Origin of the sequence: Pseudomonas sp. MBLB4136, assembly GCF_051904765.1 — a bacterium.
In the GTDB taxonomy this organism is placed as follows: Bacteria; Pseudomonadota; Gammaproteobacteria; order Pseudomonadales; family Pseudomonadaceae; genus Aquipseudomonas.
This window is the reverse complement of record NZ_CP196713.1, coordinates 2177396-2195440: the sequence shown is the minus strand read 5'-3', so window position 1 is coordinate 2195440 and position 18045 is coordinate 2177396. Positions and strand designations below refer to the sequence as shown.

Genomic DNA, 18045 nt, shown 5'->3' with positions numbered 1-18045 from the left:
GCCCAGGCACCGCCCCCTACAATCGCCACCACCCAAGGCAGAGACCACATGAAAGCTTACGCCGTACCCTTCGAGAAATACGTCAACCTGGCCGACGCACGCCTCGGCACCCAAGCCATCTCGGTCACCGACGACTGGTTCGCCGACGTCAACCGTCTGTTCCAACCGACCCCGGCGGTGTGGAAGGAAGGCGTGTTCGACGACAACGGCAAGTGGATGGACGGCTGGGAGTCGCGGCGCAAGCGCTTCGAGGGCTACGACAGCGCGGTGATCCGCCTGGGCGTGGCGGGCTCGATCAAGGGCGTGGACATCGACACCAGTTTCTTCACCGGCAACTTCCCGCCGTCGGCCTCCCTGGAAGGCTGCTTCGTCGCCGAGGGCGACCCGACTGACGCCACCGAGTGGACCGAGGTACTGGGCGCCGTCGAACTGCAGGGCAACGCCCACCACTACCACGAGATCCACAACCAGCAGGCCTTCACCCACCTGCGCTTCAACATCTACCCGGATGGCGGCGTCGCCCGCTTGCGGGTCTACGGCATTCCGTTCCGCGACTGGTCCTCGATCGGCGACAACGAACAGGTCGACCTGGCCGCGGCCCTCAATGGCGGTCGCGCCCTGGCCTGCTCCGACGAGCACTTCGGGCGCATGAGCAACATCCTCAACCCGGGCCGCGGCATCAACATGGGCGACGGCTGGGAAACCGCGCGCCGCCGCACCCCGGGTAACGACTGGGTAATCGTCGCCCTCGGCCACCCCGGCGAAATCGAGCGCATCGTCGTCGACACCCTGCACTTCAAGGGCAACTACCCGGACAGCTGCTCGATCCAGGGCGCCTTCGTCAAGGGCGGCACCGACAGCCAGATCGAGACCCAGAGCCTGTTCTGGCGCGAACTGCTGCCGAGCCAGAAACTGTCGATGCACGCCGAGCACGAATTCGTCGAGCAGATCCAGGCCCTCGGCCCGATCACCCATGTGCGGCTGAACGTATTCCCGGACGGCGGCGTCAGTCGCCTGCGCCTGTTCGGCAAGGTCAGCAAGTAAGGCAACGGCCCCCGGTTTGCGGCCGGGGGCATCACGCAACAGAGAACAAGTAGACCGACATGCGCAAACTGATCATCGAGCCCCTGAGCAAAGAAGCCTTCGCCCCCTTCGGCGACGTTATCGAAACCGAAGGCAGCGAATTCTTCATGATCAACAACGGCTCCACTCGCCGCTACCACAAGCTGGCCACGGTCGAGACCGCGGAGCCTGGGGATCAGGCGATCATCAGCATCTTCAGTGCCGAGGCCCTGCAGATGCCGCTGACCGTGCGCATGCTGGAGCGCCATCCGCTGGGCAGCCAGGCCTTCGTGCCGCTGCTCGGCCACCCCTTTCTGATCGTGGTCGCGCCACTTGGCGATGCACCTGAATCGGAGTTGGTCCGCGCCTTCCGCAGCAACGGCAGGCAGGGCATTAATTACCATCGCGGCGTCTGGCACCACCCGGTGCTGACGATCGAAAAGCGGGATGACTTCCTGGTGGTTGATCGCAGTGGTTCCGGCAACAACTGCGATGAGCATTTCTTTACCGAGGCAGAGCAACTGCTCCTCGACCCCCACCAATAAGAGAAGCCCAGGGGACCGGCCTGCCGGCACTGGGAAAGAGGTACACACTGTGGAAGCACATTTGACTGAATGGCTGAACCTGGGCATCCGCTGGATCCATATGATCACCGGCATCGCCTGGATCGGCGCATCCTTCTATTTCGTCTGGCTGGAGAACAACCTCAACCGCAGCAACCCACGCGACGGCCTGGCCGGCGACCTGTGGGCCATCCACGGCGGCGGCATCTACCACCTGGAAAAGTACAAGCTGGCCCCGCCGAAAATGCCGGACAACCTGCACTGGTTCAAATGGGAAGCCTATTTCACCTGGCTGTCGGGCATCGCCCTGATGCTGGTGGTCTACTACCTCAACCCCAGCCTGTACCTGATCGCCCCCGGCAGCGACATGGCCCCGGCCGTCGCCATCGCCATCGGCCTCGGTTCGCTGGTGGCCGGTTATGCGGCGTATCACTTCCTCTGCGACTCGCCCCTGGGCAAGCAGCCGGCGCTGCTCGGTGCGGTGCTGTTCGTCCTGCTGATCGCCGCGGCCTGGGGCTTCAGCCTGATCTTCAGCGGTCGCGCGGCCTATATCCATGTCGGCGCCATCATCGGCACCATCATGGTCGGCAACGTGTTCTTCGCCATCATGCCGGCACAACGCGCCCTGGTTAAGGCCATCGAAGAGAACAGCGAACCCGACCCGGTATTGCCGGCCAAGGGCCTGCTGCGCTCGCGCCACAACAACTACTTCACCCTGCCGGTGCTGTTCATCATGATCAGCAACCACTTCCCGAGCACCTACGGCAGCCAGTACAACTGGCTGATCCTGGCCAGCATCGCGATTCTGGCGGTGCTGGTGCGGCACTACTTCAATACCCGCCACGACAGCAACAGGTTCGCCTGGACCCTGCCGGCCGCCGCCCTGGGCATGATCTGCCTGGCCTACGTCACCGCCCCGCTGCGTCCAGCGCCGAGCGCCGCGCCTGTCGCGGCGGTCAGCAGCGAGCCGGCGGCCACCGTCGCCAAGGTCGAGGAGGTCGCGCCCGCCACGGCACTCGCCGAGCCGAGCGCCGACCCGGCAATCACCCAGGCCAGTGAGCCGCCCTTCGCCACGGTCAACAGCGTGATCCAGGAACGCTGCACCGTATGCCATTCGGCCAGCCCGAGCAGCCCGATGTTCAGCAGCGCGCCGGCTGGTTTTATGCTCGACACCCCGCAGCAGATCCAGCAACAGGCGGCGAAGATTCACGCGCAGAGCGTCGCCAGCCAGGTCATGCCGCTGGGCAACATCACCCAGATGACCCAGGAAGAACGCGACCTGATCGGCGCCTGGATTGCCCAGGGCGCGCAGATCAACTGAGCACAAGGCCCCAGGGCCGCACCGCGATCCAGCACAAGCCCGCCACCCGGCGGGCTTGTGTCATTTCTGGCACCAGCACGCCGCTCCCGCAGCGGCCTACGGGCCACCCGGCGACGCCGGCCAGGAGCGGCCCGCTACAATTGACTGGAGTCCACCGCCCACGCGAAAGCCGACAGGTACTTGCCGATGCTCGAAGCCAGCTGGATCGCCTTCGCCTTCATGCTGGGACTGGCCGCCCGCTTCATCGGCCTACCGCCCCTGGTCGGCTACCTGGCCGCCGGCTTCACCCTGGCGGGGCTCAGCCAGTACCTGCGCATCGGTCCCCTGGACAGCACCATCCTCAGCCATGTCTCCCACCTCGGCGTGCTGTTGCTGCTGTTCACCGTCGGCCTGAAGCTGAAGCTGAGCAACCTGGTGCGGCGCGAGGTGATCGCCGGCGGCCTGCTGCACTTCTTCATCTCCAGCCTGCTGTTCCTCGGCGCCATCGTGCTGATCCTCGAGCTGCCCCTGCGTGAGGCGCTGCTGCTGTCGGTCGCCCTGTCCTTCTCCAGCACGGTGCTGGCGGCCAAGGTGCTGGAGAGCAAGCGCGAGCTGCGCTCCTTCCACGGCCGGCTGGCCATCGGCGTGCTGATCATTCAGGACCTGCTCGCCCTGCTGGTGATGAGCCTGGCCAATGGCGACGCGCCCTCGCCCTGGGCCCTGCTGGTATTCGCCCTGCCTTTGCTGCGACCACTGCTATTCCGCCTGCTGGACGCCAGCGGCCACGAGGAATTGATGGTCCTGCTGGGGCTGCTGCTGGCCCTGGTCATCGGCGGCTACGGCTTCGAGTCCCTCGGCCTCAGCTCGGAACTCGGCGCCCTGGCGTTCGGCGCCATGCTGGCCAAGCACAAGCGCGCCATCGAGCTGTCCAACGCGCTGTGGAGCATCAAGGAGGTGTTCCTGGTCGGCTTCTTCCTGCAGATCGGCATCAGCGGCCTGCCCGGGGCCGACGCCCTGGCGTTCGCCGTGGTCATGGCGTTGCTGCTGCCGCTCAAGGGCTTTCTGTTCTTCCTGTTGTTCGTGATGTTCCGCCTGCGCGCGCGCAGCGCCTTTCTCAGCAGCGTCAGCCTGACCAACTACAGCGAATTCGGCCTGATCGTCGCCAGCGTGGTCCTGCCACAGTGGCTGATTCCCCTTGCCATCACCGTGGCGCTGTCCTTCGTCATCTCCGCTCCGCTCAGCCGCCTCGCCCACCCACTCTACGAGCGCCTGGCGCGCTGGCTGATCCCCCTGGAACGCGACACCCGCCACCCCGACGAGCAACCGGTGTCGCTCGGCGATGCGCAGATCCTGATCATGGGCATGGGCCGCACCGGGCGCGCCGCCTATGACTATCTCAAGGGCAAGGGCTTCAAGGTGGTCGGGCTGGACTCCGACCCGGTGGTCATCGAGGCCTGCGCCAAGGCCGGGCGCCGCGCGCTGTTCGCCGACGGCGAGGACCAGATGCTCTGGCAACGCCTGGACATGCCCAGCATCGAAGCGGTGATCCTGGCGCTCAACGACGCCGAGACCAAGATCATCTCCATCGGCAAGCTGCGCGAACGCGGCTTTCCCGGCCTGATCGCCTCCCACGCCATGTACGAAGACATCGCCAAGCGGATCATCGAAGCCGGCGCCGACCGCACCTATCTGACCATGAGCGAAGCCGGCGCCGGCCTGGCCGAGCACGTCTTCCATGAGCTGCGACGGGGCGACTGAACCTTCCCCTCCTTCCCCCTCCCTTACGCCAGCCCCCTGGCAGCACCCTCCCGGGGCAACCTGCGCTGCGCCAGCACGCCTGACCGCCCTTAGGCGACCAGCGGCACTGAACTTTGTACACAATTAACAAATATCTTGTTTCCACACCTGTGACCACATTGCTATAGTCGGCACATCCTGACCGCCAAGACAGCTTTCTGGCGATCGGAAGGAGGCGCCGTGAAGCCTCGTACAAGCCCATGACCATATAAAAACAACTGGCAGGCTCTGACATGACCACGACTCGTACGCCGAACACCCCAGCTCCGTCTGCCGCCAGCAGCGAGCCGATCCTCCCGCTGGTTGACCGCCCCGCCTGCGCGCCAGCCTTCACCCCCGCCCTGGCGCAGCTGCTGGCCCGCCTGGCCGCTATCGGCGCCCGCCCCCTGACCCTGCTCGCGAGCGCCGCGGCCTGCATCGAGGCGCGCGCCGTGCCAGCCATCGCGTTCGGCGCGGCCAACCGCAAAAGCTGAGCCAAGCGCTCCCTGATCCACCCCTGTATCGCCCCGCGCCCAGCCGCGGGGTGGCAAACCCTGTCCGTCCTAAACCTGAGGAAACCCCGATGAAGCTCAAGCACCTCCCCCACTGCCTCGTCCTGTCTGCCGGCCTGCTCGCCGGCAACCAGGTCAACGCCGGCGACCTGATGTTCTGGCAGGACAACAGCCTGACCTACCTCAACGGCAGCAATTTCCAACGCCTGAACTTCAACGGCGAAGAGCAACGCTCACAGACCACCTACACCTTCGAACACGCCAGCGGCTGGGTGTGGGGCGACGTGTTCTTCTTCCTCGACTACGTGGACGCCGACAACACCCAGTACCGCGGCAGCAACTTCGGCAACCTCGAAGTCAAGGAAAAGAACAGCTTCTACTACATGGAGTTCAAGCCGCGCATCAGCCTCAGCTGGCTGACCGGCCAGGATCTCTCGGTCGGGCCGCTGCAGGACGTCAAGGCCGCCTTCACCTATGAGAAAGGCAACGGTGGCCCCGGTACCGAGAACTACCTGTACGGAATCGGTCTGGATTGGGACGTGCCCGGCTTCGCCTTCCTCAACACCAACCTGTACCGGGTCAAGATCAACAACCACATCTTCTTCGACCACGACTTCAAGGCCAGCGACGCCGGCAACGGCTATGCCACCCAGTTGACCGTGGCCGGCGCCTACCCCTTTGCCATCGGTGCGCAGGACTTCGTGGTCGATGGCTACCTCGACTGGCGCTCGCCGTCCAAGGAGGCCAACACCCAGACCTCCCTCGGCTCCTCGATCCAGGTCAAGTGGGATGCCGGCAAGGCCATGTTCGGCAAGGAGCGCCAGCTGTACGTCGGCACCGAGCTGAACATGTGGCACAACAAGTACGGCATCAAGCCGATCGACGGCTCCACCGATGGCTTCGATCAGACTGCGGTGCAGGCGCTGGTGCAGTATCACTTCTAGAACCAGATGGCCGGCTGCCGCTTAGGCGGCGCGGGTTGCCAGCATAGCGGGGTCGCGCACAGCGTGACCCCGTTTTTTTGTTTTTGGGCTGCGCCACAGGCCTCGGCGACAGACGCGCCCCATGGCACATCGAAGTCAGGCGGAGCGGCAGCCGAGCGCAGGCCTGGGAGCATAAAACTGATCATTAAGTCAAGTTTTTGTACTCACAACTTCTTTTTTTTGTGTACATTCTTACGATTTTATATGTTCATCGCATTTTTTTATGTGTACAACATGCAGACGATCCCTGTGTCTTCGCTTGCACCCTCACCCGCAGCCCCCGCCTCAGGGCTGGCGCGAGCGAGGCCAGACGGACCGTACCGACAATCCTCCGCAGGTGCGCCCCCGAGAGCGCGTAAAAACAAAATTCAGGAGCTGTCCATGTCCACAGAAGACTTCCACATCAAGCAGATCGACACCTCGCTGCATAACGCGGACCTGGCGCCTTTGCCCCCCGCGCAACGCAAATGGGGCTGGTTCGAGATATTCAACGTCTGGTCCAACGACATCCAGAGCCTGTTCGGCTACACCCTGGCCGCCACCCTGTTTATTTCCTACGGTTTGAACGGCTGGGCGGTGCTGGCGGGGATCGTCCTGGCCGGCTTCATCGTCATGGGCCTGGTGCAACTGACCGGCAAGCCAAGCGTCAAGTACGGCATTCCCTTCCCGGTCATGGCCCGTGCCAGCATGGGCGTGCGCGGCGCCAACTTCCCCGCAGTGGTGCGCGGCATCGTGGCGATCTTCTGGTACGGCGTGCAGACCTACTTCGCCTCCACCGCAGTGGCGCTGCTGATCAACTCGCTGATGGGCAGTGTCAGCGGCGCCGGCGCCACCTTCCTCGGCATGACGGCGGTAGGCTGGCTTTCCTATATGATCGTCTGCGCCTTCCAGGTCGCCCTGTTCATTCGCGGCATCGACTGGATCACCAAGTTCCTCAACTGGGCCGGTCCGCTGGTTTACCTGGTGATGATCGCGCTGATGCTGATGATCTGGTACAAGGCCGGTCCCAGCCTGCTCAGCGAGCTGGGCGACATCTTCCGCGGCACCGGTGAATACGCCGCCGGCCCGGTAGCGGCCTTTATCGCGGTGGTCGGCACCATGGTCGCCTACTTTGCCGCGGTGGTGATCAACTACGGCGATTTCGCCCGCTTCGTGAAGAGCGAGAAGCAGATGACCGCCGGCAACTTCCTCGGCCTGCCGGTCAGCCTGGCGATCTTCTCGATGATCGCCCTGGTCATCACCGCCGGCACCGTGGTGGTGTTCGGCGAAACCCTGACCAACCCCACCGACATCGTCGCCCGGGTCGACAACCTGACCCTGACCGTGATCGCCGCCCTGACCTTCTTCGCAGCCACGGTCGGCATCAATCTGGTAGCCAACTTCATCCCGCCGGCCTACGACATCGCCAACCTGGCGCCGGCGCATATCAGCGCGCGCACCGGTGGCTTCATCACCGCGGCAATCGCCTTCTTCATCGGCGCGCTGTGGGTATCGTTCATCAGCAACGTCGGCATCGCCGCCTTCGTCGACACCCTGGGCGCGGTGCTCGCGCCGCTCTACGGCATCATCGTCGCCGACTACTACCTGGTGCGCCGGCAGCATCTGGACCTGCAGCAACTGTTTTCCGCCGAACCGGGCACTCGCTACCATTACGATGGTGGCTGGAATCGCAAGGCGATGATTGCTTTCGGCATCGCCTCGGTATTCTCCGTCGCTTCGGTCTGGAGCCCGGCGCTGAGCAGCCTTTCCGGTTATTCCTGGATCTTCGGCGCGATACTCGGCGCGCTCCTCCACTACCTGTTGATGCGCAAGCATTGCGTGACCAACGGCAGCTCGGCGCCAGCCGGCTCGCCCAGCTAAGGCACGCCCTTTGCCAAGCCGCGCGCCCAGGCGCGCGGCGCCCGTAGGGCAAGGAACTTACTCCATCCGCCTGCCTTGAGTTACCGCGGACCACAGCTGTGGCCAGTTGCACACCATGGCGCTGGCCCGGTTCCGCACCGGAAGAACTCAAAATCCCCCATCCCAGCATCAGGCCGATCACTCAGGCGGCCGGTTGCAGCGTCTTGCCCCCATGGCAACGACGCCATACCCACCTGACTGCACCGCCCCCAGCCAGATTGCACCAGGCGCCGCTTCGACGCCGAGGCAACCATCCTCCGCCGATGCTTCCGCATCAGCGATAAGCGATAAGCGATAAGCGATAAGCGATAAGCGATAAGCGATAAGCGATAAGCGATAAGCGATAAGCGATAAGCGATAAGCGATAAGCGATAAGCGACTTAGCCTGTCCAGAATCGAGAAACCGTGGCATTGCAGCGCATTGGCCCAACCATCTGAATTACATAGATTTTTATTACATACCAAGCATTAAATCTGACCATAAGGTCAACTTCCTATCACACTTGAGCGAAGTTTTGTAGCCACAGATCAAACTTTTTTATTTAAATTTGAGCTCTTATTGTGTACAACACTGCATACAACCACTCACCAAGAAGAGGAAGCCATGAAGATTCGCGTCATCAACCCCAACACCACCGCCGGCATGACGGAAAGGATCGGCGAGGCGGCCGCCCGGGTGGCGGCGCCCGGCACCCTTATCGTTGCGAGCAACCCGCGCAGCGGTCCGGTATCGATCGAAAGCCACTTCGACGAGGCGATCAGCGCCGTCGGCGTCATCGAAGAGGTCCGCGCCGGGGAGCTCGAACAGACCGATGCCTACATCCTCGCCTGCTTCGGCGATCCCGGCCTGCTGGCGGCCCGCGAGATCACCCGCGCCCCGGTGATCGGTATCGCCGAAGCGGCCTTTCATCTGGCGACGCTGATCAGCACGCGCTTTTCCATCGTCACCACCCTGGGGCGCACCGGGATCATTGCCGAGCACCTGCTGCAGAGCTACGGCTTCGCCCACCACTGTCGCCGGGTGCGGGCGGCGGAGATTCCGGTGCTCGATCTCGAGCACCACGGCAACCTGGCGCTGGATCGGATCATCGAGGAATGCCTGCGGGCCAAGGCCGAAGACAACATCGGCGCCATCGTCCTCGGTTGCGGCGGCATGGCCGACCTGACCGCGCAGATCAGCGAGGCGGTCGGCCTACCAATCGTCGAAGGCGTCACCGCGGCGGTGAAGTTGGCCGAGGCGCTGGTCGGCCTGGGGCTGGGCACCAGCAAGCACGGCGACCTCGACTTCCCCAGGCCGAAGGCCTTCAGCGGACAGTTCGAATTCCTTTCTCACGGCCAATAGAGGCAATAGACAGGTACCACAAGACGCCGGCCAGTGAGGGCCAGGCGTGCTGCGACGATGGATTCAGGTAACGACACAACAATAACAGCGGGAACTTCAGTTCCCTGTACCGAGGTTCATTCCATGAACAATGAAACTGTCGCCTCATCGGCTCTGGACTACGCACAGCCAGCAGCCAGCAAAACCGCCGGTGACGAATCACTGGCCCCGCAACAAAAACGCATCATGGGCAGGGTGTCCTACCTGCTGGCCTGGTTTGGCGGCTGCGTGTCGATCGGCACCTTCGCCATGGGTTCGAGCATCGTCGGCACCCTCAACCTGCTACAAACGGCGCTGGCCATCGGCATCGGCTGCTTCGTCATCGGCATCGCCCTGGCACTCAACGGTGCGGCTGGCTACAAGTACGGCATCCCGTTCATGGTGCAGGCGCGCAGCGCCTTCGGCTTCGCCGGCACCCGCTTCCCCGGACTGGTCAGGGCGGTGCCGGCGATCGTCTGGTACGGCTTTCAGAGCTGGGTCGGGGCCGCAGCGATCAACGCCGTATCGACGACGCTGCTGGGCTTCGACAACATGATCTTCTATTTCGTGGTGTTCCAGTTCCTGCAGATCGGCCTGTCGATGTTCGGTTTCCAGGGCATCAAGTGGCTGGAGAACATTGGCAGCGCCTTTATCCTGGTGTCGCTGGTGTACATGTTCTACAGCGTGATCAACCGCTACGGCGACGAGATCATGACCAACCTGGTCAACGTCGAAGGCACCTGGGGCCTGCCGTTCTGGGGCGCGACCATGCTGTTCCTCGGCATCTACAGCACCATGATGCTCAACGTCAGCGACTACTCGCGCGAGCTCAAGCAGGGCAGCGGCGCGGGCCTGCTGACCACCCTCTATGCCATGTCGATCCTGCCGTGCACCCTGTTCATGGGCCTTATTGGCCTGATGGTGTCCGGCGCAACCGGGGTTAACGACCCTATCCAAGTGTTCTCCAGCGCCGTCGACAACACCCCGCTGCTGGTGACCACCCTGCTGTTCATCGCCTTCGCCCAGGTGACCACCAACGTGCTGAACAACGTGGTGCCGCCGACCTACATCCTGATGGACGTGTTCAAGCTGCCGTTCCGCACCTCGACCATCATCGTCGGCCTGCTGGCCTTCGGCACCTTTCCCTGGGAGCTGGTCAGGGAAGAGTCCTCCGCCGGCCTGCAAATGTTCGTGCAGACCTACTCGGCGTTCCTCGGGCCGATCTTCGCGGTGATGGTGGTGGACTACTTCATCATCCGCCGGCGCCAACTGGATATCGGCAAGCTCTACGATGCGCAGGGCCCCTACCGCGGCGTGAACTACGCCGCAATCATCGCCTCGCTGATCGGTGCCGCGGTGGCCCTGAGCCTGTCCTCGGTGTCCTGGTACGCCAGCCTGATCCCGGCCGGCCTCAGCTACTACCTGATGATGCGCCACTGGTCGGCCTGCCAGCGTTTCCGTAGCTGATAGAACTGCCGCCAGGCAGCCCCGTGGGCGATGCACAGGCCCATGGGGCTGCCGTGCACAAGCGCTCACTCGCCGGCCTGCCTGGCCTTCTGCCGCTCGAGGAAGTCCACCTTCCACTGTTCCATGCCCATGTATTCCGAATCCAGATTGGCCTCGACCCGATACCTCGCCTTCAGCGCCGTCACTTCGTCCTGGCGCTCGAGCAGAAAGCGGTCGAAACGCTGCAGTAGTTCGGGATGCCGCAGGCTGGACAGGTGAAAGCTGCCGCGGGTATGCGGCAGCTTGGGGTCGAACACCAGGGCGCCGGGGCGGGCGCGGATGTTGTCGAGGTAATGGGTGGCGACCACCACGTTGAAGTAGGCGCCGTCGGCGTCCTGCTTCAGCGCCTGATGGATCATCTTGCGCAGGTCATCGCTGTAGGTCGGCACAATCTGCTGGGTGTCGATCCGTTCCTGATAGCCCCAGGGTGTCCAGCCGTCGACCATGGCCAGGCGCTTGAGCTGCTCGAGCGGGCGGCCCTGACGCTTCGGCGCGACCAGCACGCCATCGACATAGCTGACCACCGCCTGGCTGTAGCGCAGGTCCTGGCCGGCCTTCTGCGCCTGGGCCCAATGGGCGCTGTCGGGGTACTTGAGATCCACCTCCCCCTCCAGCAACGCGGGCAACAGGCGCGCCACCGGCAACGGCTTGTAGCTCAACTGGATACCGCTGTGCGCGGCGAAGGAGTCGAACAGCTCGCGGGCGAAGCCCTGGTACTGGCCCTGCTTGTCGATGCTGTAGTGCGGGGCGAAGGCCAGCTGCTCGACGCCGATCACATAGCTCTCGGCGCTGGCTCCGGTAGCGGCCAGAACCGTCAGTAAACTGCAGACGCGAGTGAACTTCACAGCAACCCTCCTTCTTCTGTTGGGATCGGGGTGGCGCAACGGCAAGGGGCCGGCAAGTGCCCCGCTGGCGGCGAATCAGCCGCCGGTCATGCTCATGAACCTCACCACCTGAACCTGCTCGTCATTGGCGAAGTGATGGCGTTCAGGCTTGAGCCGCAGGGCTTGCTGCAAGGCCTCGCGCAGACACTCGCGGTCGCCTGGGTGGCGCCGGATCAGGGCCTTGAGGTCCAGGGCATGGTCGTGCCCCAGGCAGAGCACCAGCTTGCCCTCGGCGGTGACCCGCACCCGGTTGCAATCGCCGCAGAAGTTGTGGCTGTGCGGTGAGATGAAGCCCACCTGGGTGGCGCTGCCCACCACCTGCCAATAGCGCGAGGGCCCACCGGTCGCCCGGCCGCTGCGCACCAGGACATGGCGCTGCGCGATGCGCTCGCGCACCTCGTCGCTGGAGCAGAAGGTGGCCTGACGGCTGTGGCTGGAGATATCCCCCAGGGGCATCTCCTCGATAAAGCTGATATCCAGGCCGTGCGCCATGGCGAACTCGAGCAGATCGAGCACCTCGTCGTCGTTGCGCCCCTTCTGCACCACGGTATTGAGCTTGATCCGGCGAAAACCCGCGGCCCGCGCCACGTCGATGCCGGCCAGTACCTGCTCGAGGCGATCGCGACGGGTGAAGGCGGCGAAGCGCTCGCGCCTCAGCGAGTCCAGGCTGATGTTCAGCCGCGCCACCCCGGCGGCGCGCAGCTGCGGCGCCAGTTCGGCCAGCTGCGAGCCGTTGGTGGTAATGGCCAGGTCTTCCAGCTCGGCGCGCCGGCCCAGGCGCGCCAGCAGGCTCAGCAGGTTCTTGCGCACCAGGGGTTCGCCGCCGGTGATGCGGATACGCCTGACGCCCAGGCCGATAAAGGCATCGGCCACCGCATAGAGCTCCTCCAGGCTGAGAATCTGCGCGCGCGGGGCGAACACCATGTCCTCGCCCATGCAGTAGGTGCAGCGAAAATCGCAACGGTCGGTGACCGACAGCCGCAGGTAAGTGATGCGCCGACCGAAGGGGTCGACCAGCTGGGAGTTGTGCACAGCGAGTCTCCTGTCGCCCAAGGAGCCGAGGCATTTCTTGTGGTGAAGCGAATCGACACGGATGTAAACAGAAAAAAACAATTATGTATACAGTTAATTGACCGAGAGGTCAGGAAAGCGCTGACAGGCCCATTCGCCGCCGGCTTGAGCGCCGCGCGAGGCCGGTGCTACCATGCCCGCCCGCCGTCCCAAGCAGGGCGACACCAGGAAATCGAAAGGGCCTATGACCAGCATTCGCGAGCGCAACCAAGAGCTGATCCTGCGCGCGGCCAGTGAGGAGTTCGCCGACAAGGGCTTCGCGGCGACCAAGACCAGCGACATTGCCGCCAAGGCCGGCCTGCCCAAGCCCAACGTCTACTACTACTTCAAATCGAAAGAGAACCTCTATCGCGAGGTGCTGGAAAGCATCATCGAGCCGCTGCTCGCCGCCTCCGCGCCCTTCAACCAGTCGGGGCGTCCGGCCGAGGTGCTGGAGGCCTACATTCGCTCGAAGATCCGCATCTCCCGCGAACTGCCCTTCGCCTCGAAGGTGTTCGCCAGCGAGATCATGCACGGTGCGCCGCACCTGTCCGCAGAGCAGGCCGAGGAGCTTAACGCCCAGGCCCAGCACAATATCGCCTGCATCCAGCGCTGGATCGACCAGGGGCTGATGGCGCCCGTCGACCCGCACCACCTGATGTTCAGCATCTGGGCGGCGACCCAGACCTACGCGGACTTCGACTGGCAGATCTCCACCGTCACCGGCAAGGCCAGCCTCAGCGACGAGGATTACGAAGCCGCCGCGCAAACCATCATCCGCCTGGTGATCAAGGGCTGCGAGATCGACGCCAGCTCGGCCAGCAGCCCCTCCGAGCAGGTCACCAGCCGCTAGTCATCTCCGCCCGCCGCGTCGCTGGCGGGCGGGACCGCCGCCCCGCCCTCTAGGCGCTCACCCCCGCATCGGCCAGCAACCCCTGGGCCTCCACCGCCCTGAGCGCACATTGCTCGTCGAGGTCCGAGGTATCGCCGCTGATGCCAATGGCCCCGAGCAGCAGCCCGGCCTGATCACGTATCAGCACGCCCCCTGGGGCCGGCACCAGCTTGCCATCGGCCAGCGTATTCACCGCGCCGATGAACGCCGGACGCTGCTGCGCATCGGCGGCGATCAGACGCGAGCCCTTGCCCAGGGCCACCGCCCCCCAGGCCTTGCCGATGGCGATCTGCGGGCGTAGCAGGCTCGCGCCGTCCTCGCGCTGCAGACAGATCAGGTGACCGCCGGCGTCCAGCACGGCAACGGTCAGCGGCGCCGCCGACAGTTCGCGGCCGATCGCCAGGGCCTGGTTGCTGATGGCTGTCGCGGTATGCAGGTTCAGGGTGCTCATGGTTTGTCCTCTCTCAGGCTGATGATCCAAGACTCTGCCCGCCGCCCCGGCGCCCTCGGCCAAGCGCGGCGCTGCAGGTCGGCAGGCCGAGAAACTGTACACATGAATAATTTATTTGTTTACATTTAAATTGATATTTTTGTATACAGTTACTCCCATCAGCTTTCCCAATAGCCTGGCGTGTTGTAGATCGTCTTCAGGTAGTCGATGAAGAACCGCACCTTGGCTGGCAGGTAGCGCTGCTGCGGATAGACGGCCTGGATGTCGTAGGCCGGCACGGCGAACTCGTCGAGCACCGTCACCAGCTGCCCACGCTTGAGTTCGGCCTGGATCTCCCAGGTCGACCGCCAGCCGATGCCCAGCCCCTGTTTTACCCAGTTGTACAGGAGTTCGCCGTCATTACAGTCCAGATTGCCGGAAACCTTGATCGCCACCTGTTTGCCATCGCGCAAGAAGGTCCAGCCGCGCTGCTGCCCTCCCTGCAGGTTGAAGGCCAGGCAGTTGTGCTCGGTCAGGTCCTCCAGGGTTTGCGGCGCCGAATGGCGCTGAAAATAGCTGGGTGCACCGCAGACCACGCGGCGGTTGGGAAACAGCTTGATCGCCACATAGTTGGGGTCGGTGACCTCGCCGATTCGGATGCCCATGTCGTAGCCCTGGCGCACCAGGTCGACCACGCTGTCGGTCAGGTTGAACGACAGCTTCAGCTCCGGGTAACGCGCCTGAAACGCCGGGGCGTGGGGGGCGATATGGCGCCGGCCGAACGCCGCCGGCGCCGACACCACCAGGTGGCCGCTGACCGAATGACCGCCGTGGGTGATGCTCGCGTCGGCCTCGTCGAAGTCACGCAGCAGGCCGCGGGCGCGCTCCAGATACTGCTCGCCCAGGTCGGTCAGGGACAGGCCGCGGGTCGAGCGATGCATCAACTTGACCCCCAGGTGGCGCTCGAGGGCATCGAGACGCCGGCCCATCACCACCGGGGTCACGCCTTCGGCCAGGGCGGCAGCTGCGAAGCTGCCGTGGTCGGCCACCAGAACGAAGCTGTGCAACAGGGTATGACGGTCCATTCGATACTCCTGATATCGACAGAAATGAACAAGCCTGCAATTTACCCCATAACTACGGGCACGGCATGCTTTTGCCACGTACAAAAAATATCGAATACAGCCTGGAGGATTTAATCATGGCGCGAATGAGAGCAATCGATGCTGCAGTGGCGGTAATGCGCAAGGAAGGTGTAGAGGTCGCGTTCGGCGTACCCGGTGCGGCGATCAACCCGATGTATTCCGCGCTGAAGGCCGATGGCAGCATCCGCCACATCCTGGCCCGCCACGTCGAGGGCGCCTCGCACATGGCCGAGGGCTACACGCGGGCCAAGGCCGGTAACATCGGCGTGTGCATCGGCACCTCGGGGCCTGCCGGCACCGACATGATCACCGGCCTGTACTCGGCCTCCGCCGACTCCATTCCGATCCTCTGCGTCACCGGCCAGGCGCCGCGTGCCCGCCTGCACAAGGAGGACTTCCAGGCGGTGGACATCGAGTCGATCGCCAAGCCGGTCACCAAGTGGGCCGTCACCGTGCGCGAGCCGGCCCTGGTCCCACGGGTGTTCCAGCAGGCCTTCCACGTCATGCGCTCGGGCCGTCCCGGGCCGGTGCTGATCGACCTGCCGTTCGACGTGCAGATGGGCGAGATCGAGTTCGACATCGAGACCTATCAGCCGCTGCAGGCCTACAAGCCGAGCGCCACCCGCGCCCAGGTCGAGAAGGCCTTGGAGATGCTCAACCAGGCCGAGCGCCCGCTGATCGTGGCCGGCGGCGGCATCTACAACGCCGGCGCCGAGGCCTTGCTGCAGCAGTTCGCCGAGATCGTCGGCGTGCCGGTGATCCCGACCCTGATGGGCTGGGGCTGCATCCCCGACGACCACCCGCTGATGGCCGGCATGGTCGGCCTGCAGACCAGCCACCGCTACGGCAACGCCACCATGCTGGCCTCGGACTTCGTGCTGGGCATCGGCAACCGCTGGGCCAACCGGCACACCGGCTCGGTCGAGGTGTATACAAAGGATCGTAAGTTCGTCCACGTCGACATCGAGCCGACCCAGATCGGCCGGGTGTTCTCGCCGGACTACGGCATCGTCTCCGATGCCGGCGCCGCCCTGGCCCTGTTCGTCCAGGTGGCCAGCGAGTGGAAGGCCGCCGGCCGCCTGAAGGATCGCAGCGCCTGGGCCGCCGACTGCCGCGAGCGCAAGACCACCCTGCTGCGCAAGACCAACTTCGACGACGTACCGATGAAGCCGCAGCGCGTCTACCAGTGCATGAACAACGCGTTCGGCAAGGATGCCTGCTACGTCAGCACCATCGGCCTGTCGCAGATCGCCGGCGCCCAGTTCCTGCACGTGTACAAGCCGCGCCACTGGATCAACTGCGGCCAGGCCGGCCCGCTGGGCTGGACCATCCCGGCAGCCCTGGGCGTTCGCGTGGCCGACCCGCAGCGCAAGATCGTCGCGCTGTCCGGCGACTACGACTTCCAGTTCATGATCGAGGAGCTGGCCGTGGGTGCGCAGTTCAAGCTGCCCTATATCCACATCCTGGTGAACAACGCCTACCTCGGCCTGATCCGCCAGAGCCAGCGCGGCTTCGACATGGACTACTGCGTGCAGCTGGCCTTCGACAACATCAATGCCGGCGAGGTCGAGGGCTACGGCGTCGACCACATCACGGTGGTCGAGGGCCTGGGCTGCAAGGCGATCCGCGTGCGCTCCCAGGCAGAACTGCGCCCGGCCATCGAGCAGGCCGAGGCCTGGATGGCCGAGCACCAGGTGCCGGTGGTGATCGAGGTGATCCTCGAGCGGGTGACCAATATCGCCATGGGTACCGAGATCGACGCCATCAACGAGTTCGAGGCGCTGGCCACCAGCCGGGCGGACGCACCGACCAGCATCATGGCGCTCGACTGAACCACTACCGAGCCCGGAGTAACTCCGGGCCCTACCCGACCATTGAAGGAGCACCCCATGCCCCGCTTTGCAGCCAACCTGTCCATGCTGTTCACCGAAGTGGACTTCCTGGATCGTTTCGCCGCCGCCGCCGAGGCCGGCTTCGGCGGTGTCGAGTACCTGTTCCCCTATGACTATCCGGTAGAGGAGATCAAGGCGCGCCTGGACGCCAACCGGCTCGAACAGGTGCTGTTCAACCTGCCGGCCGGCGACTGGGCCAAGGGCGAGCGCGGCATCGCCTGCCACCCCGACCGGGTGGAGGAGTTCCGCGCCGGCGTGGACCAGGCCATCGCCTACGCCAAGGTATTGGGCAACACCCAGGTCAACTGCCTGGCCGGCATCCGCCCCCAGGGTCTGGATTGCGCCACTGTCGAGCAGTGCTTCGTCGACAACCTCAAGTATGCCGCGGAAAAACTCCAGGCCGCTGGCATCAGGCTGGTCATGGAGGCGATCAACACCCGCGACATTCCCGGCTTCTACCTGAACAACACCAGGCAGGCCCTGGCCATTCGCGACAAGGTCGGCAGCGACAACCTGTACCTGCAGTACGACATCTACCACATGCAGATCATGGAAGGTGACCTGGCCCGTACCGTGGCGGACAACCTGGCGGCGATCAACCACGTGCAGCTGGCCGACAACCCCGGCCGCAACGAGCCGGGCACCGGCGAGATCAACTACCGCTTCCTCTTCGAGCATCTGGAGCGCATCGGCTACCAGGGCTGGATCGGCTGCGAATACAAGCCGGCCACCACCACCCTCGCCGGCCTCGGCTGGATGAAAGCGCACAACGCAATCTGAGCCCACTATCT

General features: G+C 64.3%; 16 protein-coding genes. 12 read left to right on the top strand and 4 right to left on the bottom strand.

Annotated features, from left to right (window positions below):
• Window positions 1–48 precede the first annotated feature (48 nt).
• From alc to ACSX1D_RS10055, 9 genes are all read left to right on the top strand, one after another.
• Window positions 49–1044, top strand: a complete 996-nt coding sequence (alc, locus tag ACSX1D_RS10095; RefSeq protein ID WP_439862098.1) for an allantoicase — start codon at window positions 49–51, stop codon at window positions 1042–1044.
• A 59-nt stretch (window positions 1045–1103) separates the two neighbouring features.
• The gene (locus ACSX1D_RS10090) at window positions 1104–1607 is read left to right on the top strand and encodes an ureidoglycolate lyase (RefSeq protein ID WP_439862097.1); all 504 of its coding nucleotides are present in this window, start codon (window positions 1104–1106) and stop codon (window positions 1605–1607) included.
• Window positions 1608–1656: 49 nt separating this feature from the next.
• Window positions 1657–2946, top strand: a complete 1290-nt coding sequence (locus ACSX1D_RS10085; protein ID WP_439862096.1) for a urate hydroxylase PuuD — start codon at window positions 1657–1659, stop codon at window positions 2944–2946.
• A 186-nt stretch (window positions 2947–3132) separates the two neighbouring features.
• A complete protein-coding gene (locus tag ACSX1D_RS10080; protein ID WP_439862095.1) occupies window positions 3133–4683 on the top strand; it encodes a cation:proton antiporter domain-containing protein in 1551 nt (516 codons plus the stop codon).
• Window positions 4684–4955: 272 nt separating this feature from the next.
• Entirely contained in the window at window positions 4956–5195 is a 240-nt protein-coding gene (locus ACSX1D_RS10075) for a hypothetical protein (protein WP_439862094.1), read from the top strand.
• Window positions 5196–5284: 89 nt separating this feature from the next.
• Window positions 5285–6157, top strand: coding sequence for an outer membrane protein OmpK (locus ACSX1D_RS10070; protein WP_439862093.1), 873 nt, complete (start codon window positions 5285–5287; stop codon window positions 6155–6157).
• Between the two features lie 420 nt (window positions 6158–6577).
• Window positions 6578–8056 carry an NCS1 family nucleobase:cation symporter-1 gene (locus tag ACSX1D_RS10065; protein WP_439862092.1) on the top strand — a complete coding sequence of 493 codons (1479 nt, stop codon included), beginning with the start codon at window positions 6578–6580 and terminating at the stop codon, window positions 8054–8056.
• 643 nt (window positions 8057–8699) lie between these two features.
• Window positions 8700–9437: an aspartate/glutamate racemase family protein gene (locus tag ACSX1D_RS10060; protein ID WP_439862091.1), complete on the top strand. Its 738-nt coding sequence runs from the start codon at window positions 8700–8702 to the stop codon at window positions 9435–9437.
• A 123-nt stretch (window positions 9438–9560) separates the two neighbouring features.
• A complete protein-coding gene (locus tag ACSX1D_RS10055; RefSeq protein WP_439862090.1) occupies window positions 9561–10922 on the top strand; it encodes an NCS1 family transporter in 1362 nt (453 codons plus the stop codon).
• Window positions 10923–10987: 65 nt separating this feature from the next.
• On the opposite strand, the gene ACSX1D_RS10050 is transcribed toward ACSX1D_RS10055, so the two are convergent.
• Both ACSX1D_RS10050 and moaA read right to left on the bottom strand, forming a co-directional pair.
• The gene (locus tag ACSX1D_RS10050; protein ID WP_439862089.1) at window positions 10988–11806 is read right to left on the bottom strand and encodes a substrate-binding periplasmic protein; all 819 of its coding nucleotides are present in this window, start codon (window positions 11804–11806) and stop codon (window positions 10988–10990) included.
• A 75-nt stretch (window positions 11807–11881) separates the two neighbouring features.
• Window positions 11882–12877 (bottom strand): GTP 3',8-cyclase MoaA, encoded by a 996-nt coding sequence (gene moaA / locus ACSX1D_RS10045; protein ID WP_439862088.1) that lies wholly within the window; start codon window positions 12875–12877, stop codon window positions 11882–11884.
• Between the two features lie 223 nt (window positions 12878–13100).
• Between moaA and ACSX1D_RS10040 the strand changes: the two genes are divergently transcribed.
• The gene (locus ACSX1D_RS10040) at window positions 13101–13748 is read left to right on the top strand and encodes a TetR/AcrR family transcriptional regulator (protein WP_439862087.1); all 648 of its coding nucleotides are present in this window, start codon (window positions 13101–13103) and stop codon (window positions 13746–13748) included.
• Between the two features lie 49 nt (window positions 13749–13797).
• Here the strand turns inward: ACSX1D_RS10040 and ACSX1D_RS10035 are convergent, their stop codons facing one another.
• Both ACSX1D_RS10035 and ACSX1D_RS10030 read right to left on the bottom strand, forming a co-directional pair.
• Entirely contained in the window at window positions 13798–14238 is a 441-nt protein-coding gene (locus ACSX1D_RS10035) for a GlcG/HbpS family heme-binding protein (protein ID WP_439862086.1), read from the bottom strand.
• Window positions 14239–14396: 158 nt separating this feature from the next.
• Window positions 14397–15302 carry a LysR family transcriptional regulator gene (locus ACSX1D_RS10030; protein WP_439862085.1) on the bottom strand — a complete coding sequence of 302 codons (906 nt, stop codon included), beginning with the start codon at window positions 15300–15302 and terminating at the stop codon, window positions 14397–14399.
• A 116-nt stretch (window positions 15303–15418) separates the two neighbouring features.
• On the opposite strand from ACSX1D_RS10030, the gene gcl reads away from it, so the two are divergent.
• Window positions 15419–17194 (top strand): glyoxylate carboligase, encoded by a 1776-nt coding sequence (gene gcl / locus ACSX1D_RS10025; protein ID WP_439862084.1) that lies wholly within the window; start codon window positions 15419–15421, stop codon window positions 17192–17194.
• A gap of 57 nt (window positions 17195–17251) precedes the next feature.
• A complete protein-coding gene (gene hyi / locus ACSX1D_RS10020) occupies window positions 17252–18034 on the top strand; it encodes a hydroxypyruvate isomerase (RefSeq protein WP_439862083.1) in 783 nt (260 codons plus the stop codon).
• The last annotated feature ends 11 nt before the right edge of the window (window positions 18035–18045 follow it).

What these genes read in the sequence shown, in the direction of transcription:
- gcl (WP_439862084.1), top strand. Translation starts at nt 15,419, where the DNA reads ATGGCGCGAATGAGAGCAATCGATGCTGCAGTGGCGGTAATGCGCAAG.
- ACSX1D_RS10065 (WP_439862092.1), top strand. Translation starts at nt 6,578, where the DNA reads ATGTCCACAGAAGACTTCCACATCAAGCAGATCGACACCTCGCTGCAT.
- ACSX1D_RS10080 (WP_439862095.1), top strand. Translation starts at nt 3,133, where the DNA reads ATGCTCGAAGCCAGCTGGATCGCCTTCGCCTTCATGCTGGGACTGGCC.
- alc (WP_439862098.1), top strand. Translation starts at nt 49, where the DNA reads ATGAAAGCTTACGCCGTACCCTTCGAGAAATACGTCAACCTGGCCGAC.
- ACSX1D_RS10070 (WP_439862093.1), top strand. Translation starts at nt 5,285, where the DNA reads ATGAAGCTCAAGCACCTCCCCCACTGCCTCGTCCTGTCTGCCGGCCTG.
- hyi (WP_439862083.1), top strand. Translation starts at nt 17,252, where the DNA reads ATGCCCCGCTTTGCAGCCAACCTGTCCATGCTGTTCACCGAAGTGGAC.
- ACSX1D_RS10075 (WP_439862094.1), top strand. Translation starts at nt 4,956, where the DNA reads ATGACCACGACTCGTACGCCGAACACCCCAGCTCCGTCTGCCGCCAGC.
- ACSX1D_RS10035 (WP_439862086.1), bottom strand. Translation starts at nt 14,238, where the DNA reads ATGAGCACCCTGAACCTGCATACCGCGACAGCCATCAGCAACCAGGCC.
- ACSX1D_RS10060 (WP_439862091.1), top strand. Translation starts at nt 8,700, where the DNA reads ATGAAGATTCGCGTCATCAACCCCAACACCACCGCCGGCATGACGGAA.
- ACSX1D_RS10055 (WP_439862090.1), top strand. Translation starts at nt 9,561, where the DNA reads ATGAACAATGAAACTGTCGCCTCATCGGCTCTGGACTACGCACAGCCA.
- ACSX1D_RS10090 (WP_439862097.1), top strand. Translation starts at nt 1,104, where the DNA reads ATGCGCAAACTGATCATCGAGCCCCTGAGCAAAGAAGCCTTCGCCCCC.
- ACSX1D_RS10040 (WP_439862087.1), top strand. Translation starts at nt 13,101, where the DNA reads ATGACCAGCATTCGCGAGCGCAACCAAGAGCTGATCCTGCGCGCGGCC.
- ACSX1D_RS10030 (WP_439862085.1), bottom strand. Translation starts at nt 15,302, where the DNA reads ATGGACCGTCATACCCTGTTGCACAGCTTCGTTCTGGTGGCCGACCAC.